Source organism: Bradyrhizobium erythrophlei, assembly GCF_900142985.1.
Lineage (GTDB): Bacteria > Pseudomonadota > Alphaproteobacteria > Rhizobiales > Xanthobacteraceae > Bradyrhizobium > Bradyrhizobium erythrophlei_B.
Genome location: NZ_LT670849.1, coordinates 3,686,110 through 3,711,772 on the forward strand (window position 1 = coordinate 3,686,110; position 25,663 = coordinate 3,711,772).

Annotated in this window: 21 protein-coding genes and 1 pseudogene; 18 read left to right on the forward strand and 4 right to left on the reverse strand. The window is 59.5% G+C overall.

What is annotated here, in order from left to right; translation table 11 throughout:
* Window positions 1-25: 25 nt before the first annotated feature.
* From BUA38_RS17120 to BUA38_RS17160, 8 genes are all read left to right on the forward strand, one after another.
* Window positions 26-214: a hypothetical protein gene (locus BUA38_RS17120; protein WP_072819489.1), complete on the forward strand. Its 189-nt coding sequence runs from the start codon at window positions 26-28 to the stop codon at window positions 212-214.
* The gene (locus tag BUA38_RS17125) at window positions 211-1,623 is read left to right on the forward strand and encodes a cytochrome ubiquinol oxidase subunit I (protein ID WP_072819490.1); all 1,413 of its coding nucleotides are present in this window, start codon (window positions 211-213) and stop codon (window positions 1,621-1,623) included. Before BUA38_RS17120 ends, BUA38_RS17125 begins: the two co-directional genes overlap by 4 nt.
* Window positions 1,624-1,628: 5 nt before the next feature.
* Complete coding sequence (cydB, locus tag BUA38_RS17130) at window positions 1,629-2,621, forward strand: cytochrome d ubiquinol oxidase subunit II (RefSeq protein WP_072819491.1); 993 nt, start codon at window positions 1,629-1,631, stop codon at window positions 2,619-2,621.
* Between the two features lie 289 nt (window positions 2,622-2,910).
* Complete coding sequence (locus tag BUA38_RS17140) at window positions 2,911-4,488, forward strand: MFS transporter (protein ID WP_197685940.1); 1,578 nt, start codon at window positions 2,911-2,913, stop codon at window positions 4,486-4,488.
* A gap of 10 nt (window positions 4,489-4,498) precedes the next feature.
* The gene (locus tag BUA38_RS17145; protein WP_072819493.1) at window positions 4,499-5,638 is read left to right on the forward strand and encodes an HlyD family secretion protein; all 1,140 of its coding nucleotides are present in this window, start codon (window positions 4,499-4,501) and stop codon (window positions 5,636-5,638) included.
* Window positions 5,639-5,886: 248 nt separating this feature from the next.
* Window positions 5,887-8,511 carry an MMPL family transporter gene (locus BUA38_RS17150; protein ID WP_072819494.1) on the forward strand — a complete coding sequence of 875 codons (2,625 nt, stop codon included), beginning with the start codon at window positions 5,887-5,889 and terminating at the stop codon, window positions 8,509-8,511.
* Window positions 8,512-8,596: 85 nt separating this feature from the next.
* Window positions 8,597-9,046: a DoxX family protein gene (locus BUA38_RS17155; RefSeq protein ID WP_083587615.1), complete on the forward strand. Its 450-nt coding sequence runs from the start codon at window positions 8,597-8,599 to the stop codon at window positions 9,044-9,046.
* 43 nt (window positions 9,047-9,089) lie between these two features.
* Complete coding sequence (locus BUA38_RS17160) at window positions 9,090-10,679, forward strand: MFS transporter (RefSeq protein WP_072826187.1); 1,590 nt, start codon at window positions 9,090-9,092, stop codon at window positions 10,677-10,679.
* Between the two features lie 209 nt (window positions 10,680-10,888).
* Here the strand turns inward: BUA38_RS17160 and BUA38_RS17165 are convergent, their stop codons facing one another.
* The 4 genes from BUA38_RS17165 to BUA38_RS17180 all read right to left on the reverse strand — a co-directional run bounded on the left by BUA38_RS17165 (window position 10,889) and on the right by BUA38_RS17180 (window position 15,513).
* Window positions 10,889-11,821, reverse strand: a complete 933-nt coding sequence (locus BUA38_RS17165) for a lactate/malate family dehydrogenase (protein WP_072819496.1) — start codon at window positions 11,819-11,821, stop codon at window positions 10,889-10,891.
* Window positions 11,822-11,931: 110 nt separating this feature from the next.
* Complete coding sequence (locus BUA38_RS17170; protein ID WP_072819498.1) at window positions 11,932-13,038, reverse strand: FAD-dependent monooxygenase; 1,107 nt, start codon at window positions 13,036-13,038, stop codon at window positions 11,932-11,934.
* A gap of 58 nt (window positions 13,039-13,096) precedes the next feature.
* On the reverse strand, window positions 13,097-13,945 hold the full coding sequence (locus tag BUA38_RS17175) for a polysaccharide deacetylase family protein (protein WP_244553316.1): 849 nt from the start codon (window positions 13,943-13,945) through the stop codon (window positions 13,097-13,099).
* 488 nt (window positions 13,946-14,433) lie between these two features.
* Window positions 14,434-15,513, reverse strand: a complete 1,080-nt coding sequence (locus BUA38_RS17180; RefSeq protein WP_072819499.1) for an alkene reductase — start codon at window positions 15,511-15,513, stop codon at window positions 14,434-14,436.
* Window positions 15,514-15,556: 43 nt separating this feature from the next.
* Between BUA38_RS17180 and BUA38_RS38055 the strand changes: the two are divergent.
* The 10 genes and pseudogenes from BUA38_RS38055 to BUA38_RS17225 all read left to right on the forward strand — a co-directional run.
* Window positions 15,557-15,746: pseudogene (locus BUA38_RS38055) on the forward strand (hypothetical protein); the annotation flags it as partial.
* A 353-nt stretch (window positions 15,747-16,099) separates the two neighbouring features.
* On the forward strand, window positions 16,100-17,236 hold the full coding sequence (locus BUA38_RS17185; protein WP_083587616.1) for an HlyD family secretion protein: 1,137 nt from the start codon (window positions 16,100-16,102) through the stop codon (window positions 17,234-17,236).
* Complete coding sequence (locus BUA38_RS17190) at window positions 17,233-18,822, forward strand: MFS transporter (RefSeq protein WP_072819501.1); 1,590 nt, start codon at window positions 17,233-17,235, stop codon at window positions 18,820-18,822. The genes BUA38_RS17185 and BUA38_RS17190 overlap by 4 nt, the downstream gene beginning before the upstream one ends.
* Before the next feature lie 343 nt (window positions 18,823-19,165).
* On the forward strand, window positions 19,166-19,771 hold the full coding sequence (locus BUA38_RS17195; RefSeq protein ID WP_072819503.1) for a (2Fe-2S)-binding protein: 606 nt from the start codon (window positions 19,166-19,168) through the stop codon (window positions 19,769-19,771).
* Window positions 19,772-19,774: 3 nt separating this feature from the next.
* Window positions 19,775-20,770, forward strand: a complete 996-nt coding sequence (locus BUA38_RS17200) for an FAD binding domain-containing protein (RefSeq protein ID WP_072819504.1) — start codon at window positions 19,775-19,777, stop codon at window positions 20,768-20,770.
* Window positions 20,767-22,980: a xanthine dehydrogenase family protein molybdopterin-binding subunit gene (locus tag BUA38_RS17205; RefSeq protein WP_072819506.1), complete on the forward strand. Its 2,214-nt coding sequence runs from the start codon at window positions 20,767-20,769 to the stop codon at window positions 22,978-22,980. Before BUA38_RS17200 ends, BUA38_RS17205 begins: the two co-directional genes overlap by 4 nt.
* Window positions 22,981-23,189: 209 nt before the next feature.
* Window positions 23,190-23,660, forward strand: a complete 471-nt coding sequence (locus tag BUA38_RS17210) for a 2,4'-dihydroxyacetophenone dioxygenase family protein (protein WP_083588006.1) — start codon at window positions 23,190-23,192, stop codon at window positions 23,658-23,660.
* Window positions 23,657-24,499: an alpha/beta fold hydrolase gene (locus tag BUA38_RS17215; RefSeq protein WP_072819519.1), complete on the forward strand. Its 843-nt coding sequence runs from the start codon at window positions 23,657-23,659 to the stop codon at window positions 24,497-24,499. The genes BUA38_RS17210 and BUA38_RS17215 overlap by 4 nt, the downstream gene beginning before the upstream one ends.
* The gene (locus BUA38_RS17220) at window positions 24,496-25,437 is read left to right on the forward strand and encodes a D-2-hydroxyacid dehydrogenase family protein (RefSeq protein ID WP_072819521.1); all 942 of its coding nucleotides are present in this window, start codon (window positions 24,496-24,498) and stop codon (window positions 25,435-25,437) included. Before BUA38_RS17215 ends, BUA38_RS17220 begins: the two co-directional genes overlap by 4 nt.
* Before the next feature lie 46 nt (window positions 25,438-25,483).
* A complete protein-coding gene (locus tag BUA38_RS17225; protein WP_156898551.1) occupies window positions 25,484-25,657 on the forward strand; it encodes a hypothetical protein in 174 nt (57 codons plus the stop codon).
* Window positions 25,658-25,663: the final 6 nt, after the last annotated feature.

Here is a 25,663-nt window from a genome sequence, read left to right on the forward strand (position 1 = left end):
GGGGGTGCAACAAGCGGAGCGACGAATGAACAAGGGTCTGATCTCAGCCTCGCATTCCATCGGAGTGGTTGTCGCAACTCTGTTCGGCGTCGCCTTCTTCTTCGTCATTATCGGCGTATTCGGTCTTTCGGCGTCGATCGCGGCCCTAGCTTTGTTCGTCGCGCTGGCAGTATTCGTCTTCCGGCGTCCGCAGGATCAGGAGACACAGCCATGAATCTTGATCCAGCCCTCCTTGCCCGCATCCAGTTCGGCTTCACGGTCAGCTTTCACATCATCTTCCCGACGATCTCTATTGGGCTGGCGATGTTCCTGGCGATCACCGAGGGTTTGTGGTTGAGGACCAAGGACCCGCTGTATCTCCAGATTTATCGTTTCTGGCTCGGCATTTTTGCGATGGCCTTCGGTGTCGGCGTCGTCACCGGGATAGTGTTGTCGTTCGAGTTCGGTTTAGCCTTCGCCAAGTTTGGTCAGATGGCCGGACCGGCGATCGGCCCGATGATTGCTCTCGAAGTTCTGACCTCGTTCTTTCTAGAGGCAGGCTTTCTCGGGATCATGCTGTTTGGCCTCCATCGGGTCGGGCCAAGGCTGCATTTTCTCGCCACCTGCATGGTGGCGCTTGGAACCTTGCTGTCGGCATCCTGGATTCTCTCGGCCAATAGCTGGATGCAGACGCCCGATGGCATCGAGGTCGTGAACGGCCATGTTGTGGTGACCGATTGGCTGAAGGTGGTCGTCAACCCGTCCTGGCTCTATCGCCTGCCGCACATGCTGACCGCTGCGTATATCACGGGCTCTTTCCTCGTTGCGGGCGTAGGCGCATGGTATCTGTTGCGCGGCGAGCACGTGCCGTTCGGACGCCGGACCGTGTCAATGGGCACGGCCTTCGCTACCATCCTGATCGCAACTCAGGTTTTTCTCGGCGACATCCTGTATGGGAAAATGGTGCAACTCCAGCCGGCCAAGATGCAGGCGGCCGAGGGTTTCTGGGACAAGCAGTCGGAGTCTCCGGCACCGTACTACTGGATGATCGTTCCCGATCAGGAGCATCAGCGCAACCGCTTCGCGCTCGGCATTCCGGTGCTCGGCAGCATCTGGTTGACCCACAGCCTTGATGGCCGCGTCGACGGGTTGAAGAACACGCCGGTCGACCGTCAGCCGCAGATGGGCTGGGTGTTCTACGGCTTCCGGGTGATGTACGGCATCGCGATCCTTATGTTCGGCGTTGCCGTCGCATCGCTTTGGCTGCGCTGGCAGGGCCGCTTGTTTGCCAATCGCTGGTTCTTGCGCACGCTGGTCGTAATGACGCCTTCGGGCATCGTCGCGACGCTTGGTGGCTGGTATCTCGCCGAGACCGGCCGTCAGCCGTGGGTGATCTACGGAATTCTCCGGACCATCGATGCCGTCTCGCCGGTGCCGGCCGACGTGTTGCTGTCGAGCCTGATCGCCTTCATCTGCATTTACGCGTTATTCCTGACCGCTTTTGTGCTGTTTGCCGTCCGGATGATCCGCCGTGGCCCGCAGGGCGCGCCCGCGCAGGCTGAAGCCTCCGGTTCCCTTAAACAGGCGCTGAAACCGCGTGTGATAAACGCCCCGGTGGGCGCCAGCCCGCTTCCGGCGGAGTGAAAGCCATGGACCTGCCGCTTCTTTCCGCTCTATTCGCCGCGTTTGCGCTCTCGCTTTATGTCATGCTCGACGGTTTCGACCTCGGCGTCGGTACCTTGCTCCTTGCCCAGCATGACGAAGAGTTGCGCGACCGGATGGTCGACTCCATTACCCCGACCTGGGACGGCAACGAGACCTGGCTGATCATGACCGGCGTAGCGCTGCTCGCAGCCTTCCCGATCGCATATGGCATCCTGCTGCCGGCCTTCTACTTGCCGCTGATCGCGATGCTGCTGGCGCTGGGTTTGCGTGGCGTCTCCTTCGAATTCCGCTATCAGGTCGAACGGGGGCGCCGTGCCTGGGATGTCGCATTCGGCCTCGGCTCAATCGTCGCGGCGCTGATGCAAGGTTTTATCGTCGGCGGCCTCATCCAGGGGCTGACGATCGATGGCGAGCGTTTCAGCGGCAGCGTCTTCGATGTCTTTCAACCGTTCTCCCTTCTCGTCGCAGTGTCGGTATTGGCGGGGTACATGGTGCTTGGGGGAGGGTGGCTACATTTGAAGGCGACGCGCAGCTTGCAGAGCTTCGCAGACCGCAGCCTGCGGCGGACGACACCCGTCTTCGTCGGCTTGGCGGCTGCGACCTGTGCCGCGGCACCCTTCGTTCAGCCCGGCGTTTTGGAAGCGTGGACGTCGAACCCGGTGGTACTGACGATCATCGTCATTCTGTTCCTTTCCACCGCCGGTGCGCTGATGCAGTCGATCGGTGGGAATTCGGCTCTCCGCCCGTTTCTTCTCGGGCTCATCTTGTTTGTTCTCGGGGTCGCAGGCCTCGGCATCACGATCTTTCCGAACATTGTGCCATTCCGCCTGACACTCTGGCAGGCCGCATCGGCAAGCCTCAGCCACGTCTTCCTGTTGATCGGCGCTGCCATCGTTACGCCGGTCGTGCTCGCCTATTCCGCGTTCGCCTATCGGGTCTTCCGCGGCAAGACGCCTGAGAAGGGATGGGAAACATGAGCGGTCGTCTAAGAAGGTTGATTTGGTTCGGTGGACTGTATGTGTCGTCAATAGCAACTCTCTTTGTCGTCTCCCTGTCATTTCGGTCTTTGTTCAACGCGATGTTTCGGATCGGCCTGCCGTGAAGCCACGGCTTCAAAATGGGCGAGTTGGTGTCTTGGATCGCGCAGACTATTTGCAGCCGTCGGACGAGAAATGACCGCCTCACGGCTGCGATGTGGATGGACATGTACTGCTATGCAAAAGATACGGAAGCGGAACTTTGGCTGAACTGATCCAATCATCGGGATTGATCGCGCCCGCGGCTGGGTCGACTCCAGAATTGTCTGCGCGTCAACTCCGGCTGCTGTTGCTTGGCCTCGGCTTTGCGACGGGTATGGAGTTTTATACCGCCGACAGCGTTAACCTGGTGCTGACAGATCTTACCGGCAGTTTCGGTGTCTCCGGGGACGAAGCAAGCTGGAGTCTCACGGTCTATACTTCAGCGCTATTTTTGGGGGTGCCCGTATGTGTCTGGCTTGCCGGGCATATCGGTTACAAGAACTACCTGATCGGTAGCGTGCTGTTGTTCGTCGCGGGGTCGGTAGTGAGCTCCACTTCCCTCAGCTTCGATACCATGCTGGTGGCGCGTGCGTTCCAGGGTGTCGCGGGCGCAGGCCTCGTGGTGTGGTGGCGAGGCACCGTTTACATGCTGTTGCCCAAGCCCAAGCGCAGCGAAGCGCTCATGCATGTCTCAACGATGCTCTATCTCTCCAGTGCCTTCGGGATGCTGTTCAGTGGCTATATCACCGACCAGGTAAGTTGGCGGCTGATCTGCATTCCGAACCTCGCCTACGCCGCGGCAGCGATCTGGCTGCTGGTCCGATATTTTCCCGATATGCCCGTGCAACGGTCAGAGCGCCCGACCGATTGGCCAGGAATCGTTCTGATTGCCGTGGCGCTGGTGTCGTTGCAGATCATCCTGAGCCGTGGCCAAATCGACGACTGGTTTGGTTCTCCGCGGATTCGCTTGCTCGCATGGCTGGGTGCGACCGCTCTGATACTGTTCGGCATCTGGCAGACCAGCGCTCGCAATCGCGCGCCCTTGCTTCGGCTTGAACTGCTGCTCGACCGCTACGTGCTGTCGTCCGTCCTGATCGGCGTACTGACGGGAATGATCCTGTCGGGCAGCCTCTACATGCTGCCGGAATTCCTGCGCAACGTCACTTCCCAACCGCTCAGCGCCACACAAACCGGACGGGTAATGGCGGTCTACGCTCTGACCGCGGCTGCAGTGCGCCCGTCGGTCGTCGGCATCGTCGCCCGGTTCGGGCAGCGCAAGACGATCTGCGGCGCGCTCGTCTGCCTGATCGCCTCAATGCTGCTCATCAATCGTTTTCTGACCACCAACACACCTGCATATTACTTTTACCTTCCGCTGGTCCTCTACGCTCTCTGCGTCTCGAGCCTGCTGCCCTCCGTCGGCAGCGGAACCGTCGCGCGCATCGAGCAGCGTAACCTTCTTGATGGCGTGTCTCTTTACATGACCTTCCGTCAGTTCGGTGCTGCGATCGGCGTCGCCGTGCTCACGATCCTGGTCGAACGTCGTGAGACACTTCACTCCGCGCGCCTGTTCGATCACTTGCGGGCCTCGAGCCAGGTCTTGCAAAATTGGATGACGACAGCTTCGGACGTCATCCTCTCTCGGGGAGGCTATTCGATCCTCAAGAGCCAACAGATCGCCACCAAGCTGCTGGCTGAGGTCGGTGGTCGCGAGGCGGCGACGCTCGCATATGCGGATGCCTTCCTGTTCATGGCTGTTGTCGGGATCATCACGCTCTGCCTCGTCCCGATTATTCCGCCCACCCCGCCGGCGATCAAAAAATGAGGAGCCGGGCATGACCGATCAAACCATGCTCAAAGAAACACCGTCCCCATCAGTTCCTCTTCAGGGCAGGGCGCCGGAGATCAAGGCGGCACTTCCGCACTACGGCCGGTCGAGCCCGCGCTCCTTGATCGTTGGCGCCCTAATTGCGGTCGTTGCCGGGGTGGGTTTGTACTTTTATGTGCCGGGCTTCTGGCAGGTGTCCACCGACGACGCTTACGTGGACGCGCATGTGGTTTCGATCGTGCCGAAGGTGGCCGCCTATGTCTCAAAACTAAACGTCAACGACAATTCCAAGGTCGCGCGCGACGAACTGATGATCCAACTGGATCCGAGGGATTTTCAAGTCGCCGTCGATATCGCCAACGCCGATCTCAAGAGTGCGCAGGCTAATGCCGACAATATCGATGCGCAGATTCGAGAGCAGAATGCCATCGTCGCGGAGAGCCAATCGGCGATCGACGGCGATCAGGCGATGCTCGATTTCGCGCAGCAGCAGTTCGATCGCTACAAGTCGCTTGAGAGCACTGGCTCCGGAACGGTCGAACGCCTTCAGCAGGCGGAGGCCGATGTCGGGCAACGCCGCGCCACAGTGCAACACGATCAGGCAGCGCACGATGCCGCCCGGGCCCACCAGGTCGTGCTCGAAACCCAGAAGCTCCAGGCGAAAGCCGCCGTCGAACGCCAGCAGGCGGCGCTTGCGCAGGCCCAACTCAACCTTTCCTATACAAAGATAAGTGCGGCAGAAGCTGGCAGTGTCGCGAACAAGACAGTCGAAGTAGGAAACTACGTACAACCCGGGCAGGTGCTGCTTTCGATCGTTCCCGACACGCTTTACATAACAGCCAACTTCAAGGAGACACAGCTGACCAACGTGCGTCCCGGCCAGCGCACGACGATCCGGGTTGACGCCTTCCCGGGTCTGCGTCTTGAGGGACGCGTCGACAGCCTCCAGCGCGGTACGGGTTCGCAATTCGCGTTGCTGCCGCCCGAGAATGCGACCGGCAATTTCGTCAAGGTGGTGCAGCGCGTTCCGGTCAAGATCACATTCAACGATCCAGGCGAGGCACTGCACTGGATCTCGCCTGGTATGTCCGTGGAGGCGAGGATCTTCACGGCGGACCCGCCTGGCTGGCTAAGCTTTCTCGACTAACCACTTACGCAAACAGTGAGACCGAGTGGTGCGAAAGATCAGAGAAGATATGGTCACGGCAGCGCTCGACGCCATGCTCATTCTTGGACCTCTGGTCATGCCGACGAAAGGGCCGGCTATCGGGTTGGCAAGGCCGAGATACGTATCGGCAACACCATGCCTTATACGGGCCCGCTGGCGAACGTTCGTGACGACTGGAAATGCCGAAGCGGCCTATTCGATATGATCAACGATAAAAGGAGGCTGTCATGTTAATCGCAGCGATCGTCGCCATCGTTGATTTTTGTGTGGAGCGCCGCTGGTGGCTGTTTGCTGCCGGGATTTTGTTAGTGACTGGCGCCGCCAGCTACGACCTGGGACATTTCTCAATAACCACGAATACTGAAAGCTTGATCTCGCAGGATCTGCCATGGCATCAGCGCCAGGCTACCTTCTCGAAGGCATTTCCGAACAAGGGCATCTCGGTCGTGGTCAAGGCGGCGACCGCGGAGAACGCCGAACGAGCTACCGAAGCGCTCGAGCGTGAGCTTGCGAAGCGTCCGGACTTGTTTCGTTCAGTTTCCGCGCCGGGCGGTGGAGAGTTTTTCCAGCACAACGGTTTGCTTTACCAGCCTCTGACAGACATCAAGAGGTCGATCGGCGGATTGTCAGAGGCCCAAGTTCTCATCACCACACTCGCAACCGACCCGAGTTTGCGCGGAGCTATGAAGGCACTTTCGCTGGCCGCCGATGGCGTTCAGGGCGGAGAACTCAAGCTAGACGAACTCGTCTGGCCTCTTTCGCTCGCCGCCGGAACCCTGAACGATGTGCTTGCCGGCAAGCCGGCTACGTTTTCATGGCAGGAACTCGTCCGGGGATCGCGACCACAAGTCGAGCAGCTAAGGCACTTCATCGAAGTTCAGCCCGTTCTGAATTTTGCCGCATTGCAGCCCGGACGTGTGGCGACGGACGGAATTCTGCGATCGGCTTCCGATCTGAAATTGGGTGAAAGGTTTGGAGCGACCGTCGAACTCACCGGCCCGGTCCCGATGAATGACGAACAATTCTCGGTCATTCGGAAAAGTGCACTGCGAGATACCCTTGCTGCGTTGCTCGGTGCGCTGATTATCCTCTGGCTTGCCCTCCGCTCATGGAAGATCGTCACCGCTGTGTTTTTCAGCCTGATTGTTGGTCTCTCTGTTACGGCGGCGCTCGGCATTGCGCTGGTAGGAGCTTTTAATCTGATCTCGATTGCGTTCTTCGTCCTATTCGTGGGACTGGGAGTTGATTTCGGAATTCAGTTTAGCGTCCGATACCGATCCGAGCGCCACGAACATCAGGATTTGCGGGAGGCCCTCCGAAGCGCCGCCGGCAAGGTAGGCGGCCCACTCGCTCTGGCCGCGGCCGCGACGGCGGTAGCGTTTTTCTCGTTCCTGCCGACAAATTACAAAGGTCTCTTCGAACTCGGTCTGATTGCGGGTTGCGGGATGTTGATTGCGTTTGCCTGCAGCCTCACCTTTGTCCCGGCAATGCTCGCCATCCTGAGGCCACCGGGAGAGCCGGTTTCCATGGGCTTCAGCAGCCTCGCGCCGCTCGATGACTTTCTGCAGCGACATCGTATTGTGGTGATTGCCGCCACTATCGGTGTGGTGTTGGCTTGCTCACCGCTGTTGCTCCACTTGCCGTTCGATTTCAATCCAATCAATTTGGAAAATCCGAATGCGCCATCTGTCGTCACCTATCGTGAACTGCAGGGAAATTCTGAAACCAGCGCGAGCGATGCCGAAGTCCTGGCACCAAATCTTGAAAATGCCGATGCCATCGCTCACCGTCTGGCGACACTGCCTGAGGTTTCTCGAGCGCTTACGCTCAGCAACTTCATTCCCGGCGATCAGGACGAAAAATTAGCCGCCATCCATTTTGCAGCGCCGCGGCTTAGCGCCGCTCTCGATGCTTCTCGGCAGCCCGCGCCATCTGACCAGGACACGGTCGCAGCGATCCGGAAAACCGCCGCGGATCTTTCAAGGGTGACCGGCGTCAAGAAAGGGCCAGGCGCCGACGCGGCACGGCACGTCTCTGGTCTGCTGACGCGACTAGCGGAATCAGATGTGGTCATGCGGAATAAAGCCGAAGCGACGATTATTCCATCGCTTGTCTATGATCTTGTTCGGCTTCGCGACAGTCTCGAGCCGCGGGCGGTGACGATCAAGGCGCTACCTTCCGATCTGGTCCGCGACTGGATCTCGCCCGATGGGAAGGCCCGCGTTCAGATTTTGCCGAAGGGCGACCCAAACGACGACGATGTCTTGCGGAAATTTGCTACGTCCGTTTTGGCTGCCGAATCCTCGGCTACAGGTCCGGCAATAAGTCTGTATGAATCCGGCAGAACGGTCATCGCTGCCTTTTTCGAAGCGGGCGGTATCGCACTGGCTGCCATCACCGTTCTCCTGTTCATCGCATTGCGGCGCGTCACCGACGTGCTGCTGACCTTGATACCCTTGCTGCTTGCCGGCGCCGTCACGCTTGAGGTCTGCGTTCTGACGGGTACCTCGATGAACTTTGCAAACATCATTGCGCTGCCACTTCTGCTCGGCGTCGGCGTCGCGTTCAAGATCTATTACATATTGGCCTGGCGCGCCGGGAATACTGGACTATTGCAGTCCAGCCTGACCCGGGCGGTAATCTTCAGTGCGATGACCAACGCGGTGGCATTTGGAAGCATGTGGTTATCGAGCTATCCGGGTTTGTCGAGCATGGGCAGGATGATGGCCTTAGCGCTGGTGTGTACGATGGCCGCGGCTGTGTTGTTTCAGCCGGTCTTGATGGGAAGGCCCCGTCAAGCCAGAACAGTCGCACCGCCCACGCCTCTGCCTATCCCTGACGCAGCGGAGTGATGCGCCGCTTCATCACAAGCCGCGTCAAATCCTGATTCCGAATTTCGAAGCCTCCAGCGTACTGAACCAACAAGCGAGTTCAAACATGAATACGATCAAGATGCAAAACGCCAGGATGGTTGAACGCCTCCGCCCGATACTTGCAGCGCCCGTTCTGCGATGGGTCGCTCTGCTGGGCCTGTGCGCGGCGTATCTGCAGGGCGGCTTCGACAAGGCGGCGGATTTTTCCAGCGCCATTGCCGAGATGAATCATTTCGGACTGTCGCCGGCCGCACCGCTCGCCGTCGCGACGATCGCCATGGAGATTGTCGCGTCTATTCTGATTTTGACTGGGTTTTATCGATGGTTAGGCGCATTGGCGCTTGCGGGCTTCACCTTCTTTGCTACCTTCGTCGCTAACCGCTTTTGGGAAATGGCACCTCCGGAGCGCGTCTTGGCTGCCAATTCGTTCTTCGAACATCTTGGCCTCGTCGGGGGGTTCCTGCTTGTCGCCTGGTACGACTTGCGTGAACGCTGTCATGTGTCCGATCCGTAGCTTCGCCGTGACTGAGGGTACCAAAAGTATCGCCGGCGATCCGATGCCGGGCCCGAGCGGGTTCGCGCCATTGCGTCAAACGACGTTCGCCGTGCTCTGGGTCGCGACGGTGTTGGGCAATACCGGCAGCTTCATGCGCGACGTCGCCAGTGCCTGGCTTGTCACCGATTTGTCGAGCGCGCCGGCGGCGGTCGCGATGATTCAGGCAGCGAGCACGATACCGGTATTCGTGCTCGCGATTCCGGCGGGCGTCCTTTCGGACGTTTTCGACCGGCGCAAGCTTCTGATTATCATGCAACTCGTGCTCGCGTCGGTCAGCGCAACGCTGATGCTGCTGTCCTATACCGGCGCGTTGACGGTCGGCTTGCTTGTGGCGCTGACGTTCGTCGGCGGTGTCGGCGCAGCCCTTGCAAGCCCGACCTGGCAGTCGATTGTACCAGAGCTTGTCCCCAGGCAAGACCTGAAGAACGCAGTGGCGCTGAACTCGCTAGGTTTCAATATAGCGCGGTCGGTCGGACCGGCCGCGGGCGGCCTGCTGCTGGCCGTGCTGGGCGCCGCAGTCGCCTACAGTGCCGACGTCGTGAGTGATCTTGTCGTCGTCGCGGCTCTCGCGTGGTGGCGACGTGTGCCCAGCGCGGATGATGAACTGTCGGAACACTTCCTCGGGGCGTTCAGGGCCGGACTTCGTTTCGTTCGCTCAAGCCGCGAATTGCATGTGGTACTGACGCATTCGGCGATATTCTTTGCTTTCTTAAGTGCCCTGTGGGCGCTCCTGCCGATTGTTGCCAGGCAAGTTCTCGGCGGCAACGCCGGATTCTACGGCATCCTTCTCGGTGCGATCGGCGCGGGCGCTATCCTCGGTGCGCTGGTCCTGCCGCAACTCCGCCGCCGTTTCGACGCTGACGGCTTGTTGCTCGCTGCCGCGATCATTGCCGCCATCATCATGGCGGTACTGGCTATTGCTCCGCCGCGATGGCTTGCCGTCGTGATCCTGCTTGGGCTGGGCGGAGCATGGATTGTCGCGCTGACGACGCTCAACGGCGCGGCGCAGGCGATCCTACCTAACTGGGTTCGCGGCCGGGGCCTTGCCGTCTATCTGATGATCGTCAATGGGGCCATGGCTGGCGGAAGCCTCGCATGGGGAATAGCGGCCGGGGCCTTGAGCGTGCCGGCGACGCTCCTGGTCAGCGCTTGCGGGCTCTTCGTTGTTGCCTTCATTCTCCATCGCATCAAGCTGCCGGCAGGGGAAGCCGATCTGAAGCCGTCGAATTATTGGCCCGAACCCTTGACTGCCGATCCCGTCGAGCATGATCGCGGGCCGGTGCTCGTCCTGATCGAATATCGCATCGCGAAGGACGACCGTTTGAAGTTTTTCGAGTGCTTGAAGCGGCTGTCGCAGACGCGCCGGCGTGACGGAGCCTACGGTTGGGGTATCACGGAAGATGCCGCGGATTCGGAGCGCATCGTGGAATGGTTCATGGTCGAGTCATGGGCGGAGCATCTACGCCAGCACCATCGCCTGTCGAATGCCGATGCGGATATTCAGCGGGAAGCAACGCAGTTTCACATCGGCCCAAATCCTCCAGTGGTGCGTCACTTCCTGGCGCTGGAGCTGGATGATATCGGCCGGTAACGGGAGGGCCACAGGAAGGAGCCGCACCGCAAGCTTTTGCGTTTCGTCGAACAAGCCTCCCTTGCCGTTCGGAATTGCATCCGGGCGTTCTCGGGCCTTATATTCCCTGCGCCATCCGCACGTCGGCGTGCCTACAGGCGGTGTGAAAACCCACGTTAGCTGGCTCCGATCGGCAAATCCGCAAATGAAGGCGAACTCTCATCAATAAATTACCGAATGCGATCTTGAGCTTTGCGTAATGCTTCGATACTTTTTTTCAGACCTGTATGTTCATCATCAGACAGTGGCGGCTCGAGAATTTGCACGCAACCGCTTCTTCCAATGATGCTTGGCAGTGAGAGCGTTAATTCATACCTTGAATTGTAAGCACCAATTGGAACGACAGCGCGTTCGTCACGGAGCACGATTTCCGCGATCCTGGCGCAGACCATTCCTATTCCGTATTGGCTGGCCCCAATCCCCTCGATGATTGATATATTGGCGAAACGTACTTCATTCTCAATGGATGGTTGGATGTCATCCTGTTCCAGTCCGCATTGACCAAGCGCGTCTATTATCGGTACGCCGCCTACACGAGCACCTGACCAGTAAAAGATCTGAGACGTTCCGTGTTCGCCAAGGACTTGCGCTTCGATTTGGGCAGGTGCCACATTTAATCTTCGGCCCAGGTGAACCCGAAAGCGGAGACTGTCGAGCAAAGTCCCGGTGCTCAGCACACGGTCGTGCCCGGCAATGCGGCGAGTCAAATCGGCAAGCGGATCTGGAGGGTCGGTTACAACGAGAAGAACGGCATCCCAAGCGACCGCAACGATCTTGGGGACCACATCACGGTAGACCGCGGTATTCTTGTCGAGAAGGCGTAACCGCCCCAGCGGATCATTGCGATCCGTGGCTCCTCCGGCTTTCTCATTGACACCAGCCGTTATCATGATTAGTGCGGCATCGGCCAAATCCGAGTAGTCTCCGTCCCTTATTTTTGTGACGGAGGAAAGCGGGGCTCCATACCCCATGTCAGTGGCCATGCCTCTGGATCGATCACGGCTTCGATTGACTAGAACGATCTCGCTTGCGATGCCTCTCATCAGAGTAGCAAACGCACAAGCAGAACCGACGGCTCCTGTTCCAATTATTCCGATCTTCATGATGCACCTGCATTTTCCTGTGTGATCAGAGCAAGCTTATGCCAGTCGGCGCGATGTCTCCTGATGTTTCGAATGTCGAGGCCGCGCGTGGGTGAAACCATGGAGGTGAGTCACGAAAGCTGGGCTCCCAATTCTCGCCCCGACGCAGCAATGGCGGCGCCCAACGGCGCTCGTTCGTTCCGGTACGACTGGAGGGCTTCTACCGCGGGCTTCGAAAGCAGATGCTTTCTGAGCGACATGGCGTCGCCGGCGGCCTTGGCGATGCCCATGCCGGCATGCGGCCGCACGACAAAGGCCGCATCGCCCGCAAGCGCGATCCTGCCGCTGACCATGTTTTCCGTCTCATAGTCGAAGATCCCTTGTACTAACGGTCGATCGGTCGCCTTGATCGCGTCGGCGAACGGACGCGGCAGAAGGCGCTCCGCGTCTTCAGTGAGAGCGGCGCGGGACCGATCCGATACCGCACCCGGGGGAAGAGAGTACGGATGGACATGGCCGTCTGAGTCGGTAAGTGCCGTGTCGCGTTCCACTGGTCCGGGAGCCGGGCGGTACCAGACCCAGTTATATCTTCTGGCTCCGACCTCAGTTTCCCCACGCGGTCCGGGAACAAGGAATCCGATCACGTGCGATCGGGGCATTCGGAAATAGGCGAAGCGCTCGAGGAGTTTCGCGGCGGCAGCGGCGGGTAATGAACGCTCCGGTAGCAGGCCGCGCCATCCGACGTAGCCGGCATAAGTGTTGGTTCCACGCGATCCGTCGACCGACGCCCGGACGACGGAGGCAATGCCATCTGCGCCGATGGCGAGATCGGCCATCTCGACGCCGCCGTCATCGAAGACGACGACGACTTGATCGCCGTCCTGGCGTACACTATCGACCCTCCGACCGAGGACGTAAGATTTCGATACTCGGTTCCGGAACGTCCGGTAGAGGTAATCCCAGGGTATTTGCATCTGCGGGGGCATTTCGCTAACGACGGTAGATTCCACACGGTCGAACACGATGCGTTCACGGGCCACGACACCAACGCGCGCGACGTGCTCACACCCTGCGGCGCGAAGAACCGCGAAGGTGTCGCGCTTGCCGAGCAAGCCGGCTCCGCGACCCTCAAGCCCGTGCAGCGACCGTTCGTAGATCGCGATCTTGTGGCCGTCGCCGGCGAGCAGGGTCGCGGCGAATAACCCCGCGAGCGAACCGCCGACGATCGCTATCTGCACAGCATTTCCCACATTGATAGCGATTTCGGCTGAAGCACCATTCGCAATCTCGAATTCTCTAGCGCTGCTGGGCCTCGGTTGGGCCGGGAAGGCCGCTTTGGGAGGAGGGGCCGCGGTGCACTATCGGCGTGTCGTCGCGGTGCTCCAGTGCCCAGCGAGCGATCTCGTCCTTTCGAGCGAACCAGACGTCGCCCTTCGATTTGGCGTAGGTGAGAAAACGGTCGAGAGCGCGCACCCGTCCGGCGTGGCCGCTGATCCTGTCATGCAAGCTGATTACCATCATGCGCCGTCGCAAATTGCCTTCCTCGTAAAGTTGATCGAACTCGTCCTTTAGCGCTTGCTCGTAAGCAAGCGGATTCCATCCTTCGAATGGAAAGGAGACAATGTCGTTCAAGTGAAAGGTGTAAGGGACGGTCACGAAGTCGCCCCCCTTTAGCGGGATGACGAAAGGTTCGTCGCGGCTCGGCTCGTCGATTTGATAGAGAAAGCCCAATTCTTGGAGCGTTTCCAGGATATGGACTGAGTTACGCATCCAATAGGCGTTCCATCCAATCGGTTGGGCACCTGTAACGAGGTAAATGGTTTCCACGCTGTCAGCAATGAACTTCTTCTCCTCTTCGCGCGAGAGTTGATAGCTGTTCTCCCAAGTTCGGCCGTGCGCGGCAGCCTCATGCCCTCTGCGGACGATCTCGCGGGCCACGTCTGGCGAGGTCTCGACGGCCCGTCCTATCATGAACGAGCTTAGCTTGATGCCGTGCTTGTCCATCAGATCGAGAACGCGTGGGATTCCCTCATAGTGCCCGTAAGCGAAAAACGCATTGGTGGGGAGATCAGGTACGCCGTCCTTGATCGCGTCAGGTATCACGCCGCCAGCGCCCGAGATGGGCTGCCCACCACCTTCGAACATCAATGATAGGCTAACCGCCAAGCGAGCGCCGTCAGGCCAATACGTCCGTGTCATCCTTCTCTCCTTGCTTGGTTCACCTTGGCCGTTCGTGCTGGCGATCAACGAAAGTGCACCGCCGATCGCGAACGACGCGTGAATCCGAGCTTCGCTTCGCTCCTAATGCAGTTCACCGTATCGATATGCACTTCGCGCATGCCTATTCAGTAGTTGCGTGTGCGCCGGCAAACTGGTCGTTCGAGACCGCCAGTCCGAGCGCCGTGTGGTCTTTAGATTGCTCGCCATCTCGTGCGCGTCGGCTGCAAAACCGGCGATTGCGAAGGCTTGGGCCGCTCAATATTGTGCTCGCGTAGGTTCCTGCCTGCAGTTCTCCCCGCATAGTGCCATCGAGAATATCCTCCCGGGGCCAAGTTCGGCAGAAAGCGTTTCTGTCGCATTAGCTGAAATTGACATGGCAGAACTCCGGTGTTCGCTACGCCGCGGGGTAGGTATCATTCGGCGGCGTCGGGATAATCCAGATAGCCTTCGGTGCCTTGGGTGTACCAAGTGGAAGTGTTTTCCTTGGCGAGCGGCAATCCGAGCTTGATCCGTCTCGGCAAGTCCGGATTCGCGATGAATGGGCGGCCGAACGCAATCGCATCCGCGTCACCTGAGGCGACAGCAGACTCCGCCCTCGGCGAGGCATAGTCCGAATTCAGTACGAGACAACCACGGAAGACCTCCCGTATGAGTGGGGCGATCGGCGGTCGATCGGCCTTGCCGAAGGTTCCGTTGAGTGTTGGCTCGCGAAGCTCAAGGAAGGCGATTTTCATTTTCGATAGGGCTGCTGCTGCTGCTGCAAACAGTTTTTCGGGTTCGCTATCGTTTACGCCTTGACTGTCGCCATTGGGTGAAAGTCTCACTCCCGTTCGTTCGGCACCGACGATTTCCGAGACCGCCGTGGTCACTTCTACGAGGAGGCGGATGCGGTTTTCGATCGACCCGCCGTACCGGTCGGTGCGGAAGTTCGTATTATTTCGCAGGAATTGATCGATGAGGTACCCGTTTGCTGCGTGGATCTCCACGCCGTCGAAGCCGGCTCGAAGTGCGTTGCGGGCTGCGGCTCGATAATTCTCGATGAGACCGGGAATTTCGTCGAGGGTGACAGCTCTCGCTTCGGTATAGCGACGCCTACCTTCGTAGGTGTGAGCGTACGATGGCGCCGTTGTGGCGGAAGCCGATATCGGAGCCGCTCCGTCGAGGAAGAGCGGATGAACCACTCTGCCCATATGCCAGAGTTGCGACAGGATTCGTCCTCCGGCACTGTGTACGGCTGAAACGATTGGCTTCCAGGTATTCACCTGCTCGTCGCTCCATATTCCCGGAGCATATGGCCATCCGAGACCTTGTCGGCTGATGCCTGTAGCTTCTGTGATAATGAGGCCGGCGGTCGCGCGCCGTTCGTAATAGTCGACCATGATCGGGGTAGGCACGTGATCGCGGGTCGAACGTCCTCGAGTCAGCGGCGCCATGAAAATCCGGTTCGGTGCCTCTATGGCGCCTACGCGGATCGGATCAAAGAGAGATGCCATCGCAAATTCTCCTGATTGAATTTTGACGGCTTGACTTAAGGCCGTGACGAGAGGTGATTATCGATCTGTATTCCTCGCGTGCAGCCGTAACGGACGAGTGAGTACGAGGCTCGCCTCCGAAACCGAAAAGGCTCGCGTCTGGTCACCTTAGTCTCGCGCCCGGCGGACGTATTGGATTTCACACTCACTTTTTGGATTATTTTTGGACTGCGATGACGGGAGGCGACGCGCGTCCGGCTGATGCGGCTCGCAGCATCGACGGTGCCGCAGGCGTGCGCGCGTTAGATCGTTCAAATCCCGAACCAAAGATACAAGAGGTTATTTCGTCGACTTGATAACAATTCGGTTTGGTTCGTCTTGGAGGCCAGCAGGATGAAATTAAGATTAATCTCATCGCGAGAGCCGCACTCGCGGTGGTCGGATCCTCGGTCGCGATGGTCTACGCTTGGGAGCCGCCAATAGCCCCAGTTGCCCCGTCTTCCACGGGTCCCTTCAAACCCGCCACGGTGCGTAAGCGAGCGCTTCTCGCGATGGCTATCGACACAACATGATGCCGAGGGACCCCGCCGGCAGAATTTGAGCATTCATGGTCGACGCAACCTACAACACAATCAAACGCCGGAACCTTCGCGATCTGCTGCGGCGTCCCGCTCTACATGCGTTTGTAGCGGCGGCAATCGTCGCGATGGCGTGGATCGTTGCGGCGCGGTGGGACAGGTGGACCGGTGCCACAAGATACCAGCGGACCGACGATGCCTACATGTCGGGCGACGTTACCCCGCTTTCGTCCAAGGTTTCCGGATATATCACCCGGGTCTGGGTCGAGGATTATCAAGGCGTCAAGCGCGGTGACCCGATCGTAGAGATCGACCCATCGGATTACCAGGCGCAATTCGATCTTGCGTCGGCCAACCTGGCTGCAGCCGAGGCCGCCGAGGCGCAGATTACGTTCCGGCGGGAAACGCAGCGGACACTGATCGATCAGGCGGAGGCAACCATTCGGGCAAGCCAAGCCGAGTTGGACCGCGCTTTGGCCGAGGCGAAGCGCCAGCGCGATCTACTTCAAACGCAGATAGCGGGCACCGAGCAACGCGTTGAACAGACCGACGCTGATGCCCTGAAGGCTGAAGCGACGCTCATGCTCAACCGAGCTAAACTTGAGCAACAGAAAGTGTCGCTGTCCGAACTCGACGTCCAGGAGAAGCAATTAGTTGCGCAAGCAAAAGCGGCCGGGGCGCAGGCGAGGCTTGCACACAATAATCTGATCAACACGCGGATATTGTCGCCGGCGGACGGCATGGTTGGTGCACGGCAGGTGCGCGTCGGCCAATTCGTGAACGTCGGCAATCAGGTGGTCAACGTTGTGCCTTTGCCGAACATCTGGGTAGTTGCGAACTTCAAGGAGACGCAGATGACCCGGGTGCGCGCCGCCAATCCCGCACGCGTTACGGTAGACGCCTTCCCTTCGCTCGTTCTCACTGGGCGGGTCGAGAACTGGTCTCCTGGCACGGGGGCGACCTTCGCGCTTCTTCCACCGGACAATGCAACAGGCAACTTCACCAAAGTCGTACAACGCGTTCCGGTGAAGATCGTTCTGGACGCGAATCCCGCGCTGGGTACTCTCGTTCGCCCCGGAATGTCCGTGATCGCCACCATAGATACGGGTTCCGAGATGGATCCGATTCCCGTAATACCCCGCCCGGCCGGCGAGACCGGGCCGTGACGGTTGCCATCGCTTCAGCGACGCCCGACGGTCGTGTGTCGGGACCGTTGGCACCCTATGTCGGTCTGCTAGGCGTCTTGCTTGGTACGATGATGTCGACGCTGGACACCCGAGTGACGGTGTTCGGTCTCGCTGATCTGCGCGGCGCGCTAGACACAGGTTTTGACGAAGGCGCCTGGATCACCACGGTTTTGGGAATAGGGCAACTGATCGGCGGCATTTGCTGTCCTTATCTTGCGACGGTGATCGGCCCGCGCCGCATGTTGTTGGGCGCCATCCTGGTCTTCTTCGTGGCCACCATGCTTGCACCGTTCTCTCCGAACCTCCGGGCCTATCTCGTGGCGCAGTTTCTGGGCGGTCTAGGCTCCGGAACATTCATCCCGCTCACCATAATCTTCATTCTCCGTCACATGCCGAAGGGATTGCTAGTCTACGGCCTCGCCATTTACGCGATGAACTCCGAGTTCTCACAGAATATCGCAGCCTCGCTGGAAGGCTTCTACACGGACAACTGGTCCTGGCGCTGGATCGACGGGCAATACGGACTACTACTGCCGGCGATGTTTGCCTGCGTCTGGTTCGGCATGCCTCGGGACGAGCCCTACGATTCCGGCAAGCTTCGAGTGCTCGATTGGCCGGCAATCTTATACGCATCGCTCGGTTTCGGGCTGCTCTTTGCCGGCATCGATCAGGGGAATCGGCTGGATTGGACGCGCAGTGGCCTCGTCTGTGGGTTGCTTTTGGCCGGTGCGGTCGCGGCGGCGTGCTTCGTAATCCGCGAATTGACGGTCGCACGCCCGGCGATCGACCTGCGTATCCTCTCGCGCGGTTACCTGATCCTTCTTTTCGTGCTGTTGGCGGGCTTCCGCTTCATCATACTTTCCACGGGTTACATCATTCCGAACTATCTGCAAACGATCCAGAATTATCGGGGACTACAGATCGGTTCCGTACTCATTTGGATCGCTCTTCCGCAATTTCTGATCGTCCTGCCGTTGGCAGCTGCGCTCACGCGGATCGATCCGCGCTGGACACTGGGCGTCGGCACAGCGCTGATCGGTGTCGCGTGCTTGCTGGCCACAGGTTTGACCGACCAGTGGGTGACGGATGATTTTGTCCCGTCACAGGCGATCCAGGCGGTGGGGCAATCTTTAGCGTTGACGAGCCTGGTCGTGCTTATCGCTCGCGCGACCAGTACAGCCGAAGCTGTGACGATTGGCACTTTCATGCAGACGAGCCGGCTATTCGGGGGAGAGGTAGGTATTGGCTTCATGCAAACCTTCGTTCGCGTGCGCGAGCAGATTCATTCCAATCTTCTCGGCCTACACGTGCAGTCCCAAGATGATCAATCGATGAGCCGCCTTCTCGATTACAGTCGTGTGCTTGGGACACATATCTCCGATGCTTCGGAGGCGGCCGTCCAATCGGTCAAGCTACTGGCAAACGTTGTCGGGCGGCAGGCCTTTGTCCTCGCCTGCATCGACGGATTTCAGGCCGCCGCCGCGGTCGCCGCGATGTGTTGGATCCTTGCCGCCTTCGTAGCCTCGGGCCTATCCAGCGCACAAAAGACCGGCGGACCCAAATGAAAACACCTTACAAATCGATGTATCAAGATGTCGGTCAGAACGTCCAAAATGCGCGCCTGGAATCCAAGCGCTCACCCTCTCGCTAATGCTAGAACGCATGAAATCTGCGGCGCCATGATCTTGCTGCTCGTTTGGAAATGGCCACTGTCGGCGCAAATATAAGCGAACATAGGCGCGAGGCGCCGATCGAATTAGCGGCGATCACCATCAATCATTTCGGAGGACGACAAATGGCTCCCGTCATCACAAAGAACACACCAGACGTCTAACCAATCTCAGGGTGCGAACGAGGGCGGGCAGCGCGCAACAACAGAAATTGACGCGCAAATAAGAGGAATGTCGCATGGGCAAATCCGACACAATCACGCCCGCCAATCGACCTCTCGGCTCCGATCAAGCATCCGCAAATTCAGCGCCGGAAGAGGAAGCGCTCGCTGCGAGGCCGGTGCGTTTAACGGTCAACGGCCGTGACTGCATCGCAATTGTCGAGCCGAGGACGACACTTCTCGATGCCCTGCGCGGAGCGTTGTCGCTGACAGGGACGAAGAAGGGCTGTGACCGCGGAGAATGTGGCGCATGTACTGTGCACGTGGACGGTCGGCGCGTGCTCTCCTGTATGTGTTTGGCCGCAATGCAGGAAGGCAAAAGCATCTCCACGGTCGAGGGTTTGGAGAAAAATGGAGAACTCCACCCCGTCCAGGCGGCCTTCATAGAACACGACGCGTTCCAATGTGGTTTCTGTACCGCGGGGCAGATCATGTCGGCCGTGGCCGTGATCGAAGAAGCGAAAGCCGGATCGCCGAGCGCGGCGACGCAGGACGTCACCAGGCCGTTCACTATGAGCGATTTTTCGCTCCAGGAGGTCCGCGAGAGAATGAGCGGCAATCTGTGTCGCTGTGCCTGTTACCCGCACATTGTGGACGCCGTGCAAGCGGTGGCAAGGAGCTGAGCCATGCACCCGTTCAGGCTTTCGCATGCACCTGATGCGGCGATCGCAATTGCCTCGCACACCCGCGACCCTGGGCTGACGTTCATTGCCGGAGGTACGGATCTCATTGGCCTCATGAAAGATCGCGTTACTCTCCCCGACTGCGTGATGGACATCAACGGCTTGTCGGACTTCTCGCGGATCGAGCCGCTGCCAGGAGGGGGCATCCGTATTGGCGCATTGGCTCGCATGAGCGACGTCGCAGCGAACATTGAGGTGCGGAGGCGCTTTCCGGTGATTGCCGAAGGGCTCTTGTTCGCGGCCTCGGGTCAGCTCAGGAACATGGCGTCGATTGGCGGCAACATCATGCAGCGGACGCGTTGCGCCTACTTTCGCGACGAAGACGGTCCCCCCTGCAACAAGAGGCGGCCAGGCTCAGGTTGTTCGGCTTTCCACGGCATTAATCGCAATCATGCGATTTTCGGATGGTCCGATGCCTGTGTCGCTACCCACCCCTCTGACGTGGCCGTCGCATTCGCGGCCATGGACGCGATCGTCCTGATTCGTGGGCGCTCGGGGGAGCGATCTATCCCGTTCGCAGACTTCCACTGCCTGCCGGGCAGCACGCCCGAGCGAGATAATGTGCTCGAGCGCGGCGATCTGATTGTTGCGATCGAGGTGCCAGGGAGGCCCGAGGGCCGAGCTTCGCATTACCTGAAACTTCGCGACCGTCAGTCGTATGAGTTCGCGCTCGTTTCGGCCGCGGCTGCGGTCGCCATAGATGAGAAACGCATTCGCTCTGCCCGGTTGGCAATGGGTGGGGTTGCCCACAGGCCGTGGCGGCTCACGGCAGCGGAAGAAGCGTTGGGCGGGATTGCGTTGGATGAGACCGATAAACTGAGAGCCGCTATCGCCACGTCCTTTGCCGACGCCCGTCCCCTTACCCACAACGCTTTCAAGATCGAACTTGCGCAGCGCGTCGCTCTGCGCGCGCTGCAAGCTGCAGGAGCGCGCGCATGACCTCCATCGGGCAGCCAGTCTCGCGTTATGACGGTCGTCTCAAGGTCACCGGAGCCGCCGCCTACACCGCCGATATCTTTCTCCCTGGCGCCATGCACGGCGCCATCGTGCATAGCACGATAGCAAACGGGCGAGCCGAGTCGATCGATACCGCAGTAGCCGAAAGGGCTCCGGGTGTGGTGGCAGTCTTCACTCACCGCAACATGCCGCGCATGAAACCGACTCCGCGACCGTGGAGCCACCTACATCCCCATGGTCAGTCCTATCTTCCCCTTCAGGATGACAATATCCACTACGCCGGCCAGCCAATCGCTTTGATTATTGCCGAAACGCTTGACCAAGCCACGCATGCCGGAACCCTCATCGAGGTAAGCTACGAGACACGTGACCCAGTTATCTTCAACCCAAAGATGGTAAAAGAGGCCGTCGACCCGCCGCAATTCCTTTGGCCGGTCTCATCCTCGGTTGGAAACGCCGAGAAAGGAATCGCCGACGGCTCTATTCGACTCGAGCAGACCTACACCACGTCTGACCGACATCATAACCAGATGGAGCCGCACGCCACGACGGCGGTGTGGGAAAGTGACGGTACACTGACATTATACGAAACGACCCAGCATATTTTCGGGGCTCGCGAGCTCATATCGATCGTGCTCGGGATGCCGCTCGAAAAGATCAATGTCGTAAGCCAGTTCATCGGAGGCGGCTTCGGCGGCAAGGCCTACGTCTGGCCCCACACGCTACTGACTGCGCTTGCGGCGAAAATGGTTGGCCGACCAGTGCGCCTACAGCTCACCCGCGCGCAAATGTATTCGATGGTCGGCCATCAGTCGGCGACCGTGCAGGCCATAGCAGTCGGCGCTCGCGAGAACGGAAAGCTCACTGGCATTCGCCACGAGAGCGTTTCCGCTACTTCCGTTTTCGACAACTACATAGAGTATGCGGCCCTCTCTACAAGGTCGCTATGGACCGCGAGCGGTGGCATTTCAACCAATCACAAAGTTGTCCACGTGAACCGAAACACGCCGACTGCGATGCGGTCGCCGCATGAGGCACTGGGCCACTTCGCACTGGAAAGCGTGCTGGACGAGCTTGCGTACGCGAGCGGTGTGGACCCTGTCGCGCTAAGACTAGGCAACGACGCCCAACTCGATCCCTATAGCGGCCGGCCATACTCAAGTCGTGCAATGCGGGATTGCTTGATGGAGGGCGCTGCGCGCTTCGGTTGGAATAAGCGATCGCCCGAGCCACGTTCGATGCGAGATGGTCGTTACCTGATCGGGCAGGGGATGGCCGGTGCGATCTATACCCACTGGCGCTGGCCGGCTGAAGCGCGAGTCATCATCCACGCCGACGGCACGGCGCTGGTCGAAACCGGCTCTCACGATGTGGGAACGGGGACTTACACCGTAATGAGACAGATCGCGGCCGATGGATTGGGCATATCGCCTGACAAAGTAATCGTGCGACTCGGGGATACGAGACTCCCAACCTCGCATGCGTCGATCGGCTCCGCCACGATGGCGAATGCAGGGGCATCCGTCATGCTGGCGGCGCAGGCTGCCCGCGACAAAGCGATCGGATTGGCGCTGAGTGGTCGCGATGCTCCGTTGGCGGGCGCAGTCGCCAAGGAGATCACGACGGCGGATGGATTCATCTCAGCCGCGGCAAAAAACGTAAAGGTAAGCTACGCCGAACTCCTGGCGCGCAGCGGTCTGTCCGAACTGGCTGGGGAGGGCAAGTACGATCCGGTCGAAGAGGCGAGCGGACCGAAGGCGATCTTCAGCTTTTCGGCGGTTTTTGCAGAGGTTCGGGTCGATCCGGAGCTTGGCGCGGTGCGTCTGAATCGATTTGTCGGTGCATATGACGCCGGCCGCATAATCAACCCAAAGACAGCACGCAGCCAAGCGATCGGCGGAATCATCTGGGGAGTAGGCCAGGCTCTCTTGGAACAGTCCGAGATGGATCCAATGCTTGGGCGTTTCCTCAACCGCAACTATTCCAGCTATCTCGTGCCGACGAACGCCGACATTCCCGAACTAGAGACCCTATTTGTGGGCGAGTTCGATGAGGAAGCGAGCCCGTTGGGCGCAAAAGGGCTCGGCGAGCTTACGGCTGTATCGGTCGCACCGGCGATAGCGAATGCTGTCTACCATGCTACCGGAAAACGCATACGGGATCTGCCGATTACGATAGAAAAGCTCTTATAGCAGATCGCTTTCGCCACTTCTCCGGGGAATGAGCGATGGTGGGCGACTTGGTTCAAGGCGGCATCAGACTTCGAGTACGAACGCCGAAATGTTTTTTCACCTAACGGAGGAGAACGGTAATGAAGTCTTCATCGGAGCGACCGCTGGCTTCCGAGCACCGGTCCATCGACCAGCGCAAAATTGCATATCAAAAGCCCCAGCCAGCCGGCATGGTGCCAGATATATTCGTCGGCTCCGCGCTGGACCTTGACGGGAATGAACGCGAATGGGTCCCACAGTCGCCGACCGTCGACTTCAGGCCGCTCGTGCTGAACGTGACTCAAGGGTACTACATCAACATCCTCCGAGTTAAGTCCTCGGGTGTGCTGTCGCGCCACCGTCATTCCGGACCTGTGCACGCCTTTACGCTGCGCGGGCGATGGCACTACCTTGAGCACGACTGGGTTGCCTCTGCAGGCGACTACGCGTTCGAGCCGCCTGGCGAGACGCACACACTAGTGGTTCCGGACGACGTAACGGAAATGGCCACGCTCTTTCACGTAACGGGCACGTACACGTACGTCGATCCTTATGGCGAGGCTCTCGGATACGAGGACGTCTTCACCAAGCTGGAGCACGCGTCCATACACTACGACGCCGTAGGACTCTGCAAGGACTACGTAAGGAGGTTCGTCCGGTGACGAGGTACGAGACCGTCGATGTCGAAGGCGTTCCGATCAGCTATCTCGTCGCGGGCGAAGCGGGACGCCTGGTACTGCTGCTTCATGGCACTTATTGGAGTCGCGTATGGCGACCTGTACTCGACGCTTTTGCTGTCGCAGGCCTTCGCCCCGTGGCAGTCGATTTTCCTGGCTTCGGACGCTCGGGTGGTGAACTCGCCGTGGAGAACGCGTCGATTCCGCGCCTCTCCAATTGGCTCCTGCTCTTCCTCAAGGCAATCGGCCACAGCGGCCCGGTCATGGTCGCCGGCCACGACATTGGCGGTGGCGTCGCGCAGCATCTGGCGATGGCAAACAACGTGGAAGTGCCGCGTCTCGCACTAGTGAATGCGGTGATGTACGATTCGTGGCCCGTGCCCGGCGTTGCCCGTTTCCGGGATCCGACGGTAGCCGCTGCTACGACGCCGGATGACATTCTCGCGGCTCGCAGAGTGTCTGTGGCGAAAGCGCTTGGTCGACCCGCAAGCGAAAGCGAAATCGCCGAATATCTGGATCCTTGGCGGGATCCGAGAGTTGCACGCTCCTGGTTAGCGCTCGCGCGGGCCGCTGACAACCGTTACACGATGGAGATCGTACCGGCTTTGCTGCAGTCCAGCATGCCGAAACTCCTGGTGTGGGGTGAGGACGATCCCTTCCAGACGATCGACTACGCCGAACGCTTTCTCCGTGAAATTCCGAACACCAGGCTTGTCAGGGTTAGGTCAGCTGGACACATCCCGATGGAGAACGATCCCAAAGCCGTGGCGGGAGCACTGACCGAGTTTTTTACCAGGCGGAGAGAAGAGCAGGGTGCCCAGTGAGAGTTGCGATCCTCGACGACTACCTGAACGTGGCGCTGCAGCTGGCTGATTGGTCAAGCGTGCGTCGGCATGCCGAGATCACCGTGTTCGGCGACCACGCAGTAGCTTCCTCGGCAGTCGTCGAACGGTTGCGTCCGTTCGAGGTGGTGTGCGTCATGCGTGAACGTACACCGCTTCCGAGGGAGATCCTGCAGCAACTCCCGAACCTCAAGCTCATCGCGTCGACCGGACCACGAAACGCCTCTATCGACACGCAGGCCGCGGCTGATCTCGGCATCGCTGTCACCGCAACCGGCTATGACTCCACTCCTACTATTGAGCTCACCTGGTCGCTGATTCTGGCGAGTATGCGAGGCATTGACCGCGAGGCTGCTTCACTGCGGGCCGGTGGGTGGCAGACCGCCCTCGGCTCTAACCTGCGGGGTAAAACCCTCTCGATCGTCGGGTTGGGCAACATCGGAAAAGAAGTCGGACGAATCGGTCTCGCCTTTGGCATGAAGGTGATCGCCTGGAGCCAGAACCTGACCGAGGAGAAGGCTGGTGCTGCCGGCGCCAAACTCGTCGACAAGCAGACACTGTTTCGTGAGGCGGATGTCGTCACGGTACATCTCGTCCTAAGCCGCCGCACGAGAGGCCTGATCGGGGCACCTGAGTTCGCGCTGATGAAGCCGACCGCGAGATTTGTGAATACATCACGTGGTCCCATTGTCGACGAGGCTGCCCTGATCGAGGCATTACAATCGCGTAGGATAGCCGGCGCGGCGGTCGATGTGTTCGACACAGAGCCGTTGCCTGCCGAACACCCCCTCCGGAAGCTTCAAAACGTCCTAGCGACGCCACACATCGGCTACGTCACCGAAGATCTCTACCGCACTTTCTACGGCGACGCGGCGGTCAATATCGCGAAATGGCTCGAAGCCAACGCGAACCCGACCTAGTGGCCAGTAACGCCTATCCGACAAAGCGGTTCCGCAGATCATGAGCATGACCAATCAAAACAAGATCCCTCCGAAGAAGGCGCTGGTCACCGGTGCAAGCGGCCGTTTGGGTGTCGCCGCGATCGAGAAGTTCCTGGCCGCGGGCTGGGAATTCGTCGGCGTCTCACACCGCAAGCCGTCGAGCAGGGGAGGGCTGAAGGAGGAATCCAATGAAACCTAAGGCAAC

What these genes read in the sequence shown, in the direction of transcription:
- BUA38_RS17120 (WP_072819489.1), top strand. Translation starts at nt 26, where the DNA reads ATGAACAAGGGTCTGATCTCAGCCTCGCATTCCATCGGAGTGGTTGTC.
- BUA38_RS17125 (WP_072819490.1), top strand. Translation starts at nt 211, where the DNA reads ATGAATCTTGATCCAGCCCTCCTTGCCCGCATCCAGTTCGGCTTCACG.
- cydB (WP_072819491.1), top strand. Translation starts at nt 1,629, where the DNA reads ATGGACCTGCCGCTTCTTTCCGCTCTATTCGCCGCGTTTGCGCTCTCG.
- BUA38_RS17145 (WP_072819493.1), top strand. Translation starts at nt 4,499, where the DNA reads ATGACCGATCAAACCATGCTCAAAGAAACACCGTCCCCATCAGTTCCT.
- BUA38_RS17150 (WP_072819494.1), top strand. Translation starts at nt 5,887, where the DNA reads ATGTTAATCGCAGCGATCGTCGCCATCGTTGATTTTTGTGTGGAGCGC.
- BUA38_RS17155 (WP_083587615.1), top strand. Translation starts at nt 8,597, where the DNA reads ATGAATACGATCAAGATGCAAAACGCCAGGATGGTTGAACGCCTCCGC.
- BUA38_RS17160 (WP_072826187.1), top strand. Translation starts at nt 9,090, where the DNA reads ATGCCGGGCCCGAGCGGGTTCGCGCCATTGCGTCAAACGACGTTCGCC.
- BUA38_RS17165 (WP_072819496.1), bottom strand. Translation starts at nt 11,821, where the DNA reads ATGAAGATCGGAATAATTGGAACAGGAGCCGTCGGTTCTGCTTGTGCG.
- BUA38_RS17175 (WP_244553316.1), bottom strand. Translation starts at nt 13,945, where the DNA reads ATGTTCGAAGGTGGTGGGCAGCCCATCTCGGGCGCTGGCGGCGTGATA.
- BUA38_RS17180 (WP_072819499.1), bottom strand. Translation starts at nt 15,513, where the DNA reads ATGGCATCTCTCTTTGATCCGATCCGCGTAGGCGCCATAGAGGCACCG.
- BUA38_RS17185 (WP_083587616.1), top strand. Translation starts at nt 16,100, where the DNA reads ATGGTCGACGCAACCTACAACACAATCAAACGCCGGAACCTTCGCGAT.
- BUA38_RS17195 (WP_072819503.1), top strand. Translation starts at nt 19,166, where the DNA reads ATGGGCAAATCCGACACAATCACGCCCGCCAATCGACCTCTCGGCTCC.
- BUA38_RS17200 (WP_072819504.1), top strand. Translation starts at nt 19,775, where the DNA reads ATGCACCCGTTCAGGCTTTCGCATGCACCTGATGCGGCGATCGCAATT.
- BUA38_RS17205 (WP_072819506.1), top strand. Translation starts at nt 20,767, where the DNA reads ATGACCTCCATCGGGCAGCCAGTCTCGCGTTATGACGGTCGTCTCAAG.
- BUA38_RS17210 (WP_083588006.1), top strand. Translation starts at nt 23,190, where the DNA reads ATGGTGCCAGATATATTCGTCGGCTCCGCGCTGGACCTTGACGGGAAT.
- BUA38_RS17225 (WP_156898551.1), top strand. Translation starts at nt 25,484, where the DNA reads ATGACCAATCAAAACAAGATCCCTCCGAAGAAGGCGCTGGTCACCGGT.